The following is a 14224-nucleotide window of genomic DNA, read 5'->3' as shown; positions in this document are numbered from 1 at the left end:
GTGAATCGAGACGCGCATCGGCAACGTTCTACGTCACCTCCGGAATGCACATGCGAACTTCCATCGCCTGCCTTGCGATGCTGACGGCGCTCGCGGCCTGCGGGCCGTCGCTCGGCGGCCGCGGATCGCGCGAGCCCACGCTGCGCCCGCGCAACGAGCGCTACGTGCGCCTGTACATGCACACCCTCCCGCGCTGCCCGTTTCGCGAGGTGGGCGGCGTGTGGGGCCGCACCTACCGCGACGTGCGCACCGCGGCGTTCCGGCTGCACGCCAACGCCGTGCTCCTGGAGCCCACCTCCGCTCCCGGCGAGGTGCGGCTGCAGGGCACGGCCGTGCAGTTTACGTCCGTGGACTGCCAGTACTGACGGCGCCGCCCGTCACTCCCCGTCGCCGGCCTGCTGCCGCAGCATCTCGCGGACGCGGGCCGGCGCTTCGTTCATCAGCGGCTGGATGAGCCGCGCTTCGGGAAGGTTCTTCCAGTAGCGCTTGGGCATCTCGGCGCGCATGGCGGCGGGGCGCAGGCGGGCGGGGTTGAAGGTGCTGGCGTAGTACGTCCGCCACAGCGCCTCCAGGCGGTCCTCGTCCGGCGCCTGCGAGCGCGGCACGCCGGGGGTAAAGGTCAGCTGCTCGCCATCCCAGTGCGCGCAGCGGTGCGGGGTAAGGATGCTCCAGCGCATGGACGGGAACCGGTCCACGAAGAACGGCGTTCCCCGCTCCACCACCGGGTGCTCCGGCTCGAACCAGGCCACGTAGTGCGTGCCGCCCTCGTGCTCCACCGTGCGAAAGCGGACGAAGGCGTGCAGCTTGTGGATCTCGCGGCGCACCGCCTTTTCCATCCGCAGCAGCCGGTGCACGTCGGGGTCGCTGGCCACCTCCATCAGCCGCGGCTCGCCGTGCGTCTGCCGCCAGAGCAGGCGGTACAGCAGCGCCCACCGCTGCGGGTCCGCGTGGCACGCCGCCGCCTCGGCCAGCTCCACGAAGCGCCGCGGGACGCGGAACCCCGGCAGCGGGCGCGACTCGCCGGCGACGGGCGCGTCCATCGACAGCCCCAGCGAGGCCTGCGCGTCCTCCGCCTCGCGCCACTCCACCTCGCGCGGCTCCACGCCGTCCGTCAGCAGCCCCCGCGCCGCCTGCCGCCAGGAGGCAAACGAGGGTTCGATACGGATCTGGATCATCGGCCGCACCTCTCGCTGGAGCGAATGAATTCGCCGCAACAACGGCGGAAAGCCCCGCAAACCCCGCGGGGCTTCACCCGCACCCCCGCGGCGTCCGCGCGGCACACACCCGTCGGCGAAGGCCGGCATCGCGTAGTCCCAGCCGCGAATTCATTCGCCTGGGCCGGGTGCGACTGCTTGATCGGCAAACCTGCTCTCGTTGTGCGTGGATCCACTCCGCCACGTCCCCGATCAGGTCTCGGGACACAAGACCGCCTCTCATACTGGGCGGATCGAGTGCCGTGCGGCCGGCCATTGGGCTGAGAACCCTTCCCACTCCCCCTACAGCTCCCCGTGCGCCGCGGCCGTCGCGGTCTCGAACAGGTCGATCTGCGCGCGCCTGGGGGCAATGCGGTCGCGCAGGTCCAGCGTGTCGGGCCCCAGCACCGTCGGGCGATGGTCGTCCGTGACGAGGAAGGGCAGCGCGCGGCGCAGGGGCACGCCCAGGCGCCGCAGGTCTTCGGTGCGGATGCGCGTCCAGCGGCGCGCGGCCAGGATGCGCTTTACGTTGCGCGCCCCCAGGCCCGGGATGCGCAGAAGCTCCTCGCGCGGGGCCGCGTTCACGTCGATGGGAAAGCGCTCGCGGTTGCGCAGCGCCCACGAAACCTTGGGATCGACGGACAGGTCCAGGTTGGGCGCCTCGCGCGTGGTCAGCTCGTCCGCGCGAAATCCGTAGAACCGCATCAGCCAGTCCGCCTGGTACAGCCGGTGCTCGCGCACCAGCGGCGCGGCGATGGGCGGCAGGCCGGGCGAGGCATCCGGAATCGGCGAAAAGCCGCTGTAGTACACGCGCCGCAGTCTGGGCCCGTCGTACAGGTTCGACGCGGTGTCGAGGATGGTGGCGTCGGTGGCGTCCGTGGCGCCCACGATCATCTGCGTGCTCTGGCCGGCCGGCGCAAACACGGGCAGGCGGCGGCCGGGCACGGCGCCCTGCTTTGCCTCGTCGATGCGGTCGCGCATGCGGTCCATGGCGCCGGTGATCTGCACCAGCTGCTTTTCGGGGGCCAGGCGGTCCAGGTTCTCCTGCGTGGGCAGCTCCACGTTCAGGCTCATGCGGTCCGCCCAGCGCCCCGCCTCGTCCAGCAGCTCGGGCGATGCGTCGGGGATGGCCTTGAGGTGGATGTATCCCGCGAACCCGTGCTCCACCCGCAGCGTCCGCGCGACGGCGGTCAGCGCCTCCATCGTATAGTCCGGGGTCTGGATGATCCCCGAGCTCAGGAACAGCCCCTCGATGTAGTTGCGGCGGTAGAAGTCGAGCGTAAGGTCCACCACCTCCTGCACCTTGAACCGCGCGCGGCGCACGTCGCTGCTGCGGCGGTTGATGCAGTACGCGCAGTCGTAGATGCAGTAGTTGGTCAGCAGGATCTTCAGCAGCGACACGCACCGTCCGTCCGGCGTGTAGCTGTGGCAGATGCCCGTTCCCTCCGTGCTGCCGATGCCTCCCGGCCCCGCCTTGCGCCCCTTGGCGCCGCTGCTGGCGCACGAGGCGTCGTACTTGGCCGCGTCCGCCAGAATGGCGAGCTTCTGCGCGATTTCCATCCTGCGATCCACCCCTGGAGAACGGTCCCGAACAGGAGCCGAAATTTAAACTCTGCACAAGGTTGGCGCAAGTCGCGCAAGTGCAGATTTGAACAGGAGATGGAGGGCTCTATTCCGAGCCTGGAAAAGATGAATGTCACGCAGAGGGAGCAGGGGCTGCGGAGGAACGACGACGCTGCTTCGTCTGCTCCCTCTGCGTGAGGATCGTTCTTCTTCCGTAGCCGGAATCAGCCGAAAAGATCGGGCGGGGCGGGGGATGGATTCAGCCGCGCCTGGCCGGTGGGGCACAGGTCCAGCACGGGACAGCGGGCGCAGGCGGGATTGCGAAAGAAGCAGCACTTCTGACCGTGCAGCATCAGCGCCTCGTGATGGTCATAGACCTGCTGCGCGTCCCACTCCGGCGGCAGCAGCGCCTCCAGCAGGCGGTGCGCGGGGCCCACGGGTACGCCGTGCGGCAGCAGCCCCAGCCGCGCGGCCACGCGGTGGTGGTGGCTGTCGACCGGCAGCGCCGGCATCCGCAGCCGGCTGAAGAGCAGCACCGCCGCGCTCGTCTTGGGCCCCACCCCCGTCAGCGACTCCAGCCAGGCACGCGCCTCCGGCACCGGCATCTGTGCCAGAAAGTCCAGCGACAGCTCGCCCCGCCGCGCCGTAACGTCGCGCAGCACCTGCTGAATGCGCGGCGCCTTCTGCTCCGGCCAGGTGCAGGGGGCAATGGCCTCCTGCACCTGCTCCGTGGGCGCGTCGCGCACGGCGTCCCACGTCACGAACCGCCGCCGCAGCTCGCGGAACGCCTGTCCCGAGCTGCGGTTGGTGGTGCGGTGCGAGAGCATCGACGACACCAGTTCGCTGAGCGGATCCAGGTCGTGGAAGTACGGGATGGGACAGCCGTACGCCGCGCACAGGCGTTCGTGGACCAGGAGCGCGAATTCACGCAATGCATCGGGTTTGTTCATGGGAGGGCGCGGATGGCAAGCTCCGGGCCCTTCGTTTACTTCTATGCCCCTCCGCAAGCTCACGACTGGAGAAACGCCCTCCACCGCGGGGCCCTCTCCCCCGCCAGGCCTTTCGCTCGTTCCTCGCGACGGCTGGCGACCCCTCCCCCAAACTGCGGGGGAGGGGTCGGACTGGGGCTCGACGACGGGTATCGAACTGGCGCCCGCCGGCGCCCCCCTCTCCCGGCCTCTCCCCCCTAAACTGCAGGGGGGAGAGGTGACGCGAGCCGAAACCTGCGGAGCGCGATCGAATTCTCCCCTCTCCGTGAGGAACGAGCGGGGAGGGGCCGGGGGAGGGGCACCCCGGCCGACGCAGTCCGATGCCCTTCGCCGAACCGCGATCCATCAGCAACCCAACTTCCCCCAGCAGTTTTGGGGGAGGTGGGCGAGTCATGCGAGCCCGGAGGGGGCGCCCGCCCACGCATCGCATCCTCTACTCCGCTCGAAGCCCGATCCACCCCTCCGCAATCCGCCAACAGCCGTACAAACCGCTCCTCATCAGCCAGCGTTGGCTGCTCTTTTCCGTACACTCTTGACACCGCGCACGCTGTTTACTTGCTTGCATCCAGGCCCCGTTCCGCGCGCCGGTTCGCGCCCGCCATCCTCAACCATTACAATCGGAGGCCATCATGCCTCAAACCATGCCCACGCAGAGCAGCCACGTGCCCCACGCCTCCCCGTCCGCCCCCGATCCCGGCCAGGTGCTGCTGGAGCAGTTTGGCCTGCGCGAGTTCCGGCCGGGGCAGCGGCAGGTGATCGACTGCCTGCTGGCGGGGGGCGGCGCGCTGGCCGTGTTCCCCACCGGCGGCGGCAAGTCGCTGTGCTACCAGCTTCCCGCGCTGCTGCTGGAGGGCGTCACCGTCGTGGTGTCGCCGCTCATCGCGCTGATGAAGGACCAGATCGACTACCTGCGCGGCCGCGGAATCGCCGCGGCGCGGCTGGACAGCTCGCTGACCCGCGACGAGTCGCTGGAGGTGGAGCGGGGGCTGCGCGCGGGAACGCTCAAGATTTTGTACGTGGCGCCGGAGCGCTTCAACAACGAGCGCTTCCTGGACCAGCTGGGCCGCGCGCGCATCTCGCTGTTCGCGGTGGACGAGGCGCACTGCATTTCGCAGTGGGGCCACAACTTTCGCCCCGACTACCTGAAGCTGGCCGAGACGGCGCGCACCGTGGGGGTGGAGCGCGTCCTGGCCCTGACCGCCACCGCCACGCCCGCCGTGGTGGACGACATCTGCGCCAGCTTCCGCATCCCGCCCGAGTGCGCCGTCGTCACCGGGTTCCACCGCCCCAACCTCTTCCTGTCGACGCTCCCCACGGAGCGGTCGCGCCGCGAGCGGACGCTGCTGGAGCGCATCCGCGGGCGCGAGCCGGGGCCCGGCATCGTCTACGTCACCCTGCAGAAGACGGCGGAGTGGCTGGCCAAGTCGCTGGCGGAGGCGGGGATCCCGGCGCGCGCCTACCACGCGGGAATGGAGACGGAGCAGCGGACGGCGGTGCAGGAGTGGTGGAAGGGCTCCGACCGGGCGATGGTGGTGGCGACCATCGCCTTCGGGATGGGGATCGACAAGGCCGACGTGCGCTACGTCTACCACTTCAACCTCCCCAAGGGGCTCGAAAGCTACAGCCAGGAGATCGGCCGGGCCGGGCGCGACGGGCTTCCCTCCACCGTGGAGCTGCTGGGAAGCCTGGAAGACCTGTCGACGCTGGAGAACTTTGCCTACGGCGACACGCCCGACCGCGAGGCCATCCGCGGCCTGGTGCAGGAGGTGGCCGACGCCGACGGCACCTTCGACGTGGCGCCGCTCAGCCTGGGCAACCGCCACGACATCCGCCAGCTGGTGCTGCGCACCGCGCTCACCTACCTGGAGCTGGGCGGCATTCTGCGCCAGAGCACGCCCTTCTACGCCGGCTACAAGCTGCGCACGCTGGTGCCCGTGCCCGAGATCGTGGGGCGCTTTCAGGGGGAGCGCGCGGCGTTCGTGCAGGGGATCTTTCGACGCGCCAAGTTCGGGAGGACGTGGTACACGCTCGACCTGGACGGGCTGGAGCCGGAGGAGCGCGGCCGCACCGTGCGCGCCGTGGAGTGGCTGGGCGAGCAGGGGCTGGCCGAGGTGCAGGCCAGCGACCTGCGGCTGCGCTTTCAGAAGCTGGTGGCCGTTCCCGACGTGGACGCGGTGGCCGACGAGCTGCTGGCGCGCTTTCATGGCAGCGAGCAGGCCGAGATCGCGCGCATCGGGATGATGGCGGAGCTGGTGGCGCGCGACGGCTGCCAGACCAACTACCTGCTGGCGTACTTCGGCGAACCGCACGACGTGCCGTGCGGCCACTGCACCTGGTGCCAGACGGAGCGCGCCACCGCCTTTCCCCCGCTCCCCCCGCCGCACCCCATCGAAGCGCGGGTGGACACCGCGGCCTTTGGCGTGCTGTGCCAGGCCCAGCCCGACGCGCTGGGCACGCCCCGGCGGCGGGCGCGCTTCCTCTGCGGCCTGCCCAGCCCCGCGATCAGCGCGGCCCGGCTGGGCCGCCACGCCCTGTTCGGCGCGCTGGAGGACCACCGCTTCGGCGAGGTGCTGGCCTGGTGCGAGCGGCAGGGGTGAGCCCGTGGGCACCGTCCTGGGCTGGCCGCCCGTGGTCTGGGCACTGCGGATTGCGCTGGTCGTGGCGCTGGCGGGCTGCTCGTACGTCTACCTGCTGCTGATCGCCCCCTTCTTTCGCCCGGCGAACATCCGCCGCATGGTGCGGGCGGACCTGCCGCGCGTGCGCAGTGTGGGCGCGGAGGTGGCGGGGACGCGGGGAGAAGTACAGTTCGTGCAGGAGCCGCGGGTTCGACAGGCGAACAAAGAGAACACGTCGCGCCTGGCCGGACACGCCGATGACGTTTTCCTGCGGGAAGGTGATTGATGGCACGCACCGAGGTACAGAAGGCGAGCGCCGAGTTCCGGGCCGTCCAGGCGTACTACGCCAGCCTCGCGGACCAGGCGGCGCGGGCGACTCATGGGGAGGTTCCCGCACCCATCGTCCCCCCTCTTGCCGAGTTGCAGGTGGTGGATGGGTGGTGTGGAGCGGGCGCCCCGTGTGGTCGCCGCGCGAGAACGCGCTCACCGGGTCGCAGCCCGTGCGGTACCGCTGGACGCCCTCGCTGGCGCAGTCGGCGTACGCCGAGGCGCTGGAGCGGGGGCTCGATGCCACACAGGCCCACCTGGAGCGCGCGGCGGAACGCGCGGGCCGCGGCAGCCGGTCGCCCGAAGCGAGTGCCCGCCTGCGGGCCGAGGTGGCGCTCTACACCAGCCTGGTGGAACAGCAGCGGCGCGCGATCCGTGACGAGGCCGCGCCGCCCGAAGTGCCCCCGGCCCAGGAGCTGGAGTTCGTGGACGGATGGCTGGTGTGGAAGGGACGGCCGGTCTGGTGGTCCGGGTACCGCTCCGGGTCACGGGCAGGGAACGGCGCCGCCGATCATCCGCCGACGCGGGCCCCCGCCCTGCCCCACTCCGCGGCGGAGGCCCGCCCCAGGCGGCGGCACCTGTTCCGTCTGCCATGGCAGCGCGCCGCGTGACGGAGAGTGAGGGCCGAGAAGGCGTGCAAGTCACGGCAGATGTACCCGAGCAGTACCTGATCAACACGACCCCGGGAAAGTTTGGGGAGCGGATGAAGCTTTCCATCGCAGTTCTGATGTTCCAGAGCGGCGGGATCTCCGCTGGAGCGGCGTCCGGGCTGGCGGGCGTGGACCGGCTCGCTTTCGCGGCCGAATGCGCTCGCCATGGGATCCTCGCCGTCACGTGCGAATTCGGAGAGCTTGAGGAGGAGATCGGCAGGGTGAGAGCGCGGATCCGCTGATCGCTCATTCCCCGCACTTCACCCGGACGCGTTGACCCGGCGCGGGAGCCGGTGTAGACTGGCTCCCGTTCCGTCACCTGTTTCTCCCCACTCGCCCTCCCTTTCCATGCGAATCTCCAACCTGATGGCCGGCGCGCTGGCCGTGCTGGCGCTTTCCGCCGCTCCCGCCGCCGCGCAGGGGCGCTGGCGGGTGGCGTATCCCCCCGCGGAGAACCCGGAGTACGCGGCGCTGCAGCAGCACTTCGCCGAGCAGGACATCCTGTCGTCGATGGTGGGTCCCCTCAACGAGCACTTTCCCGTCTCGCGCGACGTGACGGTGGAGCTGGCGGAGTGCGGCAGCGAGGGCGCCTTCTACGACGCGGAGCGGCCGGCGGTGCAGCTTTGCTACGAGTTGCTGGTGAACCTGGCGCAGTCGCTGATGGGCGGCGGGGAAGAGGGCGCCGAGCAGGTGTTCGCGGGCGCCTTTGCGTTCATCCTGCTGCACCAGGTGGGGCACGCCCTGGTGGACCAGCTGGACCTTCCCGTGACCGTCCCTCCGGAACAGGCCGCCGACCAGTTGACCGCGGTGCTGACGGCCTTTGCCCCCGAAGAGCTGCAGACCATCGCCGAGGGCGCGCTGGTCCTGGGCGAGCGGGGGGTGGACTGGGAGAACCCCGGCTCCGGCCGCGCGGCCCTTGGCGGCCCGCGCATGCAGAACCTGCTCTGCCTGTTCTACGGCATCGACCCCGAAGGGTACGCGTGGATGGTGGACGAGGGGCACCTTCCCGCCGCGCGCGCGGAAGGGTGCACGGACGAGATCGAGACGGTGAAGGAGGAGTGGGTGGAATACCTCACCCCCCATACACAGGGCTGATGCCGAATCCGGCTGAGCACCCGGTGTGGCCAGCAGCCGATTGCCTCACGTGGAGGGCACGAAGGACACGAGGGGGTGTTCCTCCGTGGCCTCTGCGGCGTCTGTGTGAGAACAAGGTTTTTCGGGAATTCGCATGAACCTCAAGGCGCATCCCGTTCCGTAGGTTGCGGCCCGCGGCGCCTTGCCGCGGGCCGCGCTCCGTTGTGATGGCGGTGGCGGACGGCATCGCGCGTACTCAGATTCAGGGCGCAGACGGTCGATTCGCCGAAACAGGAGGATGAAGACGGATGGTCGCGGTCCCTTCGACGATGCTGGAGCTGGGCACCCCCGCGCCGCACTTTGCGCTGCCGGACACGGAGGGGAACACCGTGTCGCTGGCGGAGCTGCCGGAGGCGCCGGCGCTGCTGGTGATGTTTCTGAGCAACCACTGCCCGTACGTAAAGCACCTGCGCGACGCCCTGGCGCAGCTGGCCCGCGACTACGCGCCGCGCGGGGTGGCCATCGTCGGTATCATGTCCAACGACGTGTCGCGCTACCCCGCGGACGCGCCGGAGCGCATGCGCGAAGAGCGCGCGGCGGCGGGATGGGCGTTCCCGTACCTGTACGACCAGACGCAGGAGGTGGCGCGGGCGTACCGCGCCGCCTGCACGCCCGACATCTTCCTGTTCGACCGCGCGCGGCGGCTGGCGTACCGGGGACAGTTCGACGGCAGCCGGCCCGCGAACGGCGTTGCGCCCACCGGCGCGGACCTGCGCGCCGCGCTGGACGCGGTGCTGGAGGGGCGGCCCGCGCCCGCGGAGCAGCAGCCCAGCATCGGCTGCAACATCAAGTGGAAGCCGGGGAACGAACCGGAGTGGTTCGGCTGACTCCGGCGGCGGCGGGAGCCTTAGACAGAGGAACGAGATGATATTCCAGTTCGCTTTCTCTGTCTGACTCTGTTCCTCTGTACGATCATTCTTTTTCAGGATCTGGCATGAGGATGAGGCCCGGTCCTTTCGTGGATTCGGGATCACGCGAAGGACGCGGAGCAAGCTGCTTCGCGTCCTTCTGCTTTTTCCCGGCTCGGCGGCGTTCGCGTGCGGAACCCGGACAGTGGATGTAAACGCTCGTTTGGGATGCACTTGCGGAAAGACGGCCTGCGGACCGACCGGATTCCGTACGGCCAGAGGATCCGGAGTGGGCGGCAGCAGATTCCCCAAGTGCCTCATTCACAGGAACTTGCGGGATCACGCCAATCGGGCACGCACTTCGCCTACCGCCCCGCCGTCCGCCGCGAAGTGATGCCGGCGAATCTCCTCCGGGGCAGTACCCCGCGCAGGGCCTCCAACCTCACACATCCCACAGGAAGCACCATCATGAAGACGATTCGCTACGCCGCCGCCCTTGCCGTCGCCGCCTCGGCCTTCGCCGCCGCCGACGCGTCCGCCCAGACCGCCACGCAGGTGGTGAGCTACGAGGTCACCGCCATCAACGAGATCAGCGTGTCCGGCTCGCCGTCGCTGGTGATCAACGACGCCACCCCCGGCACCGGGCTGACCTCCGCCACGGCCGGCGGCACGTACGCCATCACCACCAACGAGACCAACCGCAAGGTCACCGCGCACATCAACAGCAACATGCCGTCGGGCGTCACGCTGAAGGTGGAGCTGGCCGCGCCCACGGGCGGCACCAGCACCGGCGCCGTGAGCCTGAGCACCGTCGCGGCCGACGTGGTGACGGGGGTGAGCAACGTGAACGAGTCGGGCCTCTCCATCAGCTACGAGCTGAGCGCCACCGTGGCGGCCGGCGTGGTGGCCTCGGGCAACAAGACGGTCACCTACACCATCACGGCGGGCGCCTGAGCCCTTCGCCGTCCGCGGGGCGGGCGCCACACCGGCGCCCGCCCCGCGATCTTCTGCATTCCAACCTCCGCGGGACTCCCATGAAGCACCTCTCCCTCCTCGCCGCCGCGCTGCTCTGCGCCGCGCCGGTCGCCGCCCAGGTCAGCGTGGTCAGCAGCACGCTCGAAGAGCACACCGCCGCGCCGGGCGAGCAGTACACCGGCACCATCCGCGTGCGCAACACCGCCGCGACGGCGCAGACGGCGCGCGTGTCGGCCTCCGACTACCGGTTCCTGGCCGACGGGCGCACCTTCTACGAGCAGCCCGGCACGGTGGCGCGCTCCAACGCCGCCTGGGTGCGCTTCAGCCCGTCGCGCCTTTCGCTGGCCCCCGGCGAAGAGGCCACGGTGGCCTACACGGTCGCGGTGCCGGCGCAGGCGTCGCTGCGGGGGTCGTACTGGAGCGTGCTGATGGTGGAGACGGTGGACGACGCGCCGGCCGCCGTGCGAGCCGGGCGCGTGGGGATCGCCCCCACCATCCGCTACGCCGTGCAGCTGGCCACGCACGTGGGCCAGGCGGAGCGCCGCATTGCCCTGGAGGGCGCGCGGCTCACGACGGAGGGAGGCGCAAAGGCGTTCGAGGTGAACGTGGCCAACACCGGCGAGCAGGCCGACCGCTTGGAGCTGCGGGTGGACCTGTTCGACGCCGAGGGCGCGCCCGCGGGGCGGCTGTCCAGCACGCGCGGGCTGGTGTATCCCGGCACCTCCATCCACCAGCGCTTCGACCTGGCGTCGCTGCCGCCGGGCACCTACCGGGCGCTGCTGGTGGTGGATACGGGAAGCGAGGACGTGTTCGGGGCGGAGTACACCCTCCGGCTCTGATCCGTGATGCGGTTCCGCTGTCTCCTGGCGGTCGGGCTGGGCCTCTGCGCGGCGGAACGCGCGGAGGCCCAGCTTGCGCGCGTGGAGCGGCGGGGCCCGCTCGAGGTGGCGGGGACGCCCGGCGAGGCGGTCACGATCCCCTTCCGCGTCACCAGCCTTTCCGCCGGCACCGTTTCGGTTCCCGGGGAGGCCGCGCTTCCCGCCGGGTGGCGCGCCACCGGCGGCACGGCGCACCCGTTGGCGCCTGGTGAGGCGGAGCTGCGGCTGCTGGGCGTGCGCGTGCCGGCCGGCGCGGCGGCGGGGCGGCACCTGGTGCGCTACGCGGCGGGGGGATCCGCCGACTCCGCCGTGGTGGTGGTCGCGGAGCGCCGGGAGATCGCCGTGGAGCCGGCGGGAACGGGGGCGATGGTGATGGCGGGCGAGGCGTACGAGGTGCGCTTTCGCGTGGCCAACCGCGGCAACGTGGCCGAGCGGCTCGCCCTTCGCGCGGAGGGCGACCAGGGGATCGCGCCCCGTGCGGACACCGCCTCCCTCCTTCTCCCCCCCGCCTCCGAGCGGGTGGTGGCCGTCCGCGCGGCGACGGACCGCCGCGGCACCGCCAGCCTGCGCCACCAGGTCACGCTGCACGCCGCCAGCTCCATGGAGTCCGCCGCCGGACGGACGCTGGTCACGGTGGTGCCGCGGGGCGGGGGCCGGGCGCAGCGGCGGCGGCTGCCGGCGGAGCTGCGGGTGCGGGCGGCGGACTCGCTGGCCGGCGCGGGCTTCGCGTTCACGGCGCGCGGCGCGCTGGACCGTGCGGGGCGGGTGCGGCTGGACGTGGAGGCGCGCACCGCCGACCCGGCCGGCACTCCGTACGCGCGGCAGGACGAGTACCGCCTGCGGCTGGAGTCGCCCGGCCTTTCCCTGCGCCTGGGCGACGGCGTCTACGCCCTCTCGCGGCTGACGGAGCCCGGCCGCTACGGCTTTGGCGCGGGTGCCACCGTCCACCGGGGGGTGCTGAGCGCGGGCGGCGTGCTGGCGCGCGACCGCCGCGGCGACGGGCGCGGGGGCGTCGCCGGCGGGTTCGCGCGGGTGGGCGGCCCGCGGGCGCGGCTGGGCGCCAACCTGCTGCTGCCGGACTCCGCCGCGCCCCGCTGGACCCTGCAGGCCACCGCCGCGCCCTTTCGCCTCCTTTCCATCGAAGCCGAGGCCGCGCCGGCGGGGGAGGCCCGGCAGCCGCCCCGCTCGCTGCGCGTGTCCGGCCACGGGCGCAGGCTTTCGTACGAGGCGCTGCACCTGCGCGGCGCGCCCACCTACGGCGGCACCGGGTCGGCGGACCAGGACTTCGCCTCGCTCGCCCTGCGCCCCTTCGGCGAGCTGTCGCTCTCCGCGTCCGTGCGCCGCGGGGGCAACTTCCGGCTCCTGGGCGACACGGTGGCCACGTTCAGCACGGCGCGCCGCGCCGCCGCGGGGTGGGGAAGCCGCTTTACCCTGGAGTACCAGGAGACCGGCGGCGACACGGTGGGGCGCGGGGACCTGCGCTCGCTGCGGGCGCGCGCCGGCATTCCCCTGTTCGGGCGCGTGTGGCTGCACCCGGGGTTCGAGGCCGGCCGGGTGGTGCCCCGCGCCGGCGCCGCGCCCGCCCCGTTCCGCGTCGTCTCGCTGCAGTCCACCGTCTCGGCGCGGGGCGGCGCGTCGCTCTGGGCGTACGCGCAGCTGCGGGAGGGCGCCTCGGTGAGCCCCGGCGGCGCGCGCGAGTGGTCCGGCGCGCTCTCCGCGCACCTGCCCGTGCTGCGTGGAACGTGGGTGCGCGTCTCCGGGCAGGCGCGGCGGGCGGAGGGCGCGCCGCTCGAGGCGCTGCTGGACCTGTCGCTGGAGCGCAGCCTGGGCGGCGGGCACCGCATCGCCGCGCGGGGGCTGGCCAGCGCCCAGGCGGCGGGCGGATGGCGGCCGCGCGGCTACCTGGAGTACGCGCTCCCCGTCGCCGTCCCCATCCCCGGCGCGGACGGGCAGCGGGTGACGGCGCACGTCGTCGACCGCGAGACGGGGAAGGGCATTCCCCACGTGCTGGTGCGGATGGGCGACCGCGTGGCCTTTACCGACCGGCGCGGCGTCGCCGGCTTCGGCGGGCTGGCGGCGGGGGCGTACACGCTGCGGGTGGAGCCCGGCGCCGGCCCGGAGCGCGTGGCCGACCGCGACCTCCCCGTCCCCGTGACCGTGGGCGCCGGGGCGCAGCGGGTGGAGATCGGGCTGGAGCGGGCGGGGCGGGTGACGGGCACGGTGCGGCGCGTCCCCGCCGGCGCCTCCGCCGATTCCGCCGCCGCGCCGATGGCGGGGGTCGAGGTGGAGCTCGCAGGCCCCGGCCCGGTGCGGCGGGTGACGACGGACGCGGAGGGGCGCTTCGACGCGTCGGGGCTGCGGCCGGGGTGGTACCGCGTGCGGATGGCGGCCGCCTCGCTGCCGCGCCACCACGAGCTGCGCGAGGAGCAGATGATCCTGGTCCCCGCCGGCGGCGCCGCCCGCGCGATCCTCCAGGTGGTGGAGCGGGAGCGTCCCGTGCAGATGATCCAGGGCGGCGAGCTGACCCTGCCCTGATACGAACCCCGACAAAAGTGTCATTCTGAGGGAGGCGCCGCGCGATGCTCTCCTTTCGCCCGGGAGCATGGCGCCGACCGAAGAATCTTTATCCGAAGCGGCAGGATCTTTCCGTCACGGTGTGTTCCCGGGCGATGCCCGGGGAGGGTGCCGCGCGAGGGGAGGGAGATTCTTCGGTCGCGCCACTGGCTCCGCGGTTTTCCCGGTAGCCTGGGGTGGGCGCTCCCTTAGAATGACAGGTGTTTCCCGGGATTTGTTTAAACCAGACCTGACAAAACTGTCATTCTGAGGGAGGCGCCCCCGAGTGCTCTCCGTTCGCACGAGAGCGTGGCGCCGACCGAAGAATCTTTGTCGGAAACGGCACGATCTGTCCGTCACGCGGGGTTCCCGGGCTCTGCCCGGGAGAGGGCTCCGCGCGAGGGGAGGGAGATTCTTCGGTCGCGCCGTCGGGCTCCGCGACGTTCCCGAGAACCTGGGGCGGGCGCTCCCTCAGAATGACAGGTATGAAGCAGTCTCT

Annotated in this window: 13 protein-coding genes; 10 read left to right on the top strand and 3 right to left on the bottom strand. The window is 71.8% G+C overall.

What is annotated here, in order from left to right; all coding sequences use genetic code 11:
• Nucleotides 1-50 precede the first annotated feature (50 nt).
• The gene (locus tag VGC13_RS11050) at nt 51-365 is read left to right on the top strand and encodes a hypothetical protein (RefSeq protein WP_331125313.1); all 315 of its coding nucleotides are present in this window, start codon (nt 51-53) and stop codon (nt 363-365) included.
• A 12-nt stretch (nt 366-377) separates the two neighbouring features.
• Here the strand turns inward: VGC13_RS11050 and VGC13_RS11045 are convergent, their stop codons facing one another.
• The 3 genes from VGC13_RS11045 to VGC13_RS11035 form a co-directional block, all read right to left on the bottom strand.
• Complete coding sequence (locus tag VGC13_RS11045) at nt 378-1175, bottom strand: TIGR03915 family putative DNA repair protein (protein ID WP_331125312.1); 798 nt, start codon at nt 1173-1175, stop codon at nt 378-380.
• A 321-nt stretch (nt 1176-1496) separates the two neighbouring features.
• Complete coding sequence (locus tag VGC13_RS11040) at nt 1497-2753, bottom strand: putative DNA modification/repair radical SAM protein (RefSeq protein WP_331125311.1); 1257 nt, start codon at nt 2751-2753, stop codon at nt 1497-1499.
• Between the two features lie 227 nt (nt 2754-2980).
• Complete coding sequence (locus VGC13_RS11035) at nt 2981-3706, bottom strand: hypothetical protein (RefSeq protein ID WP_331125310.1); 726 nt, start codon at nt 3704-3706, stop codon at nt 2981-2983.
• Nucleotides 3707-4374: 668 nt separating this feature from the next.
• Between VGC13_RS11035 and VGC13_RS11030 the strand changes: the two genes are divergently transcribed.
• The 9 genes from VGC13_RS11030 (at nt 4375) to VGC13_RS10990 (ending at nt 13707) form a co-directional block, all read left to right on the top strand.
• Complete coding sequence (locus VGC13_RS11030) at nt 4375-6342, top strand: ATP-dependent DNA helicase RecQ (RefSeq protein ID WP_331125309.1); 1968 nt, start codon at nt 4375-4377, stop codon at nt 6340-6342.
• Nucleotides 6343-6346: 4 nt separating this feature from the next.
• Nucleotides 6347-6646 carry a hypothetical protein gene (locus VGC13_RS11025; RefSeq protein ID WP_331125308.1) on the top strand — a complete coding sequence of 100 codons (300 nt, stop codon included), beginning with the start codon at nt 6347-6349 and terminating at the stop codon, nt 6644-6646.
• 151 nt (nt 6647-6797) lie between these two features.
• A complete protein-coding gene (locus VGC13_RS11020) occupies nt 6798-7298 on the top strand; it encodes a hypothetical protein (protein ID WP_331125307.1) in 501 nt (166 codons plus the stop codon).
• Nucleotides 7280-7579 carry a UPF0175 family protein gene (locus VGC13_RS11015; RefSeq protein WP_331125306.1) on the top strand — a complete coding sequence of 100 codons (300 nt, stop codon included), beginning with the start codon at nt 7280-7282 and terminating at the stop codon, nt 7577-7579. The genes VGC13_RS11020 and VGC13_RS11015 overlap by 19 nt, the downstream gene beginning before the upstream one ends.
• Before the next feature lie 106 nt (nt 7580-7685).
• A complete protein-coding gene (locus tag VGC13_RS11010; RefSeq protein ID WP_331125305.1) occupies nt 7686-8432 on the top strand; it encodes a DUF4344 domain-containing metallopeptidase in 747 nt (248 codons plus the stop codon).
• Between the two features lie 287 nt (nt 8433-8719).
• On the top strand, nt 8720-9298 hold the full coding sequence (locus VGC13_RS11005; protein WP_331125304.1) for a thioredoxin family protein: 579 nt from the start codon (nt 8720-8722) through the stop codon (nt 9296-9298).
• Nucleotides 9299-9787: 489 nt separating this feature from the next.
• Nucleotides 9788-10273, top strand: coding sequence for a hypothetical protein (locus VGC13_RS11000; RefSeq protein WP_331125303.1), 486 nt, complete (start codon nt 9788-9790; stop codon nt 10271-10273).
• Between the two features lie 80 nt (nt 10274-10353).
• Nucleotides 10354-11133: a hypothetical protein gene (locus VGC13_RS10995; protein WP_331125302.1), complete on the top strand. Its 780-nt coding sequence runs from the start codon at nt 10354-10356 to the stop codon at nt 11131-11133.
• Between the two features lie 6 nt (nt 11134-11139).
• The gene (locus VGC13_RS10990) at nt 11140-13707 is read left to right on the top strand and encodes a carboxypeptidase regulatory-like domain-containing protein (RefSeq protein WP_331125301.1); all 2568 of its coding nucleotides are present in this window, start codon (nt 11140-11142) and stop codon (nt 13705-13707) included.
• The last annotated feature ends 517 nt before the right edge of the window (nt 13708-14224 follow it).

Origin of the sequence: Longimicrobium sp. (assembly GCF_036399255.1) — a bacterium.
In the GTDB taxonomy this organism is placed as follows: Bacteria; Gemmatimonadota; Gemmatimonadetes; order Longimicrobiales; family Longimicrobiaceae; genus Longimicrobium.
Note: the sequence above shows the minus strand (reverse complement) of the source record. Positions and strands in the feature narration are given on the sequence as shown.

What these genes read in the sequence shown, in the direction of transcription:
- VGC13_RS11050 (WP_331125313.1), top strand. Translation starts at nt 51, where the DNA reads ATGCGAACTTCCATCGCCTGCCTTGCGATGCTGACGGCGCTCGCGGCC.
- VGC13_RS11045 (WP_331125312.1), bottom strand. Translation starts at nt 1,175, where the DNA reads ATGATCCAGATCCGTATCGAACCCTCGTTTGCCTCCTGGCGGCAGGCG.
- VGC13_RS11040 (WP_331125311.1), bottom strand. Translation starts at nt 2,753, where the DNA reads ATGGAAATCGCGCAGAAGCTCGCCATTCTGGCGGACGCGGCCAAGTAC.
- VGC13_RS11035 (WP_331125310.1), bottom strand. Translation starts at nt 3,706, where the DNA reads ATGAACAAACCCGATGCATTGCGTGAATTCGCGCTCCTGGTCCACGAA.
- VGC13_RS11030 (WP_331125309.1), top strand. Translation starts at nt 4,375, where the DNA reads ATGCCTCAAACCATGCCCACGCAGAGCAGCCACGTGCCCCACGCCTCC.
- VGC13_RS11015 (WP_331125306.1), top strand. Translation starts at nt 7,280, where the DNA reads ATGGCAGCGCGCCGCGTGACGGAGAGTGAGGGCCGAGAAGGCGTGCAA.
- VGC13_RS11010 (WP_331125305.1), top strand. Translation starts at nt 7,686, where the DNA reads ATGCGAATCTCCAACCTGATGGCCGGCGCGCTGGCCGTGCTGGCGCTT.
- VGC13_RS11005 (WP_331125304.1), top strand. Translation starts at nt 8,720, where the DNA reads ATGGTCGCGGTCCCTTCGACGATGCTGGAGCTGGGCACCCCCGCGCCG.
- VGC13_RS11000 (WP_331125303.1), top strand. Translation starts at nt 9,788, where the DNA reads ATGAAGACGATTCGCTACGCCGCCGCCCTTGCCGTCGCCGCCTCGGCC.
- VGC13_RS10995 (WP_331125302.1), top strand. Translation starts at nt 10,354, where the DNA reads ATGAAGCACCTCTCCCTCCTCGCCGCCGCGCTGCTCTGCGCCGCGCCG.
- VGC13_RS10990 (WP_331125301.1), top strand. Translation starts at nt 11,140, where the DNA reads ATGCGGTTCCGCTGTCTCCTGGCGGTCGGGCTGGGCCTCTGCGCGGCG.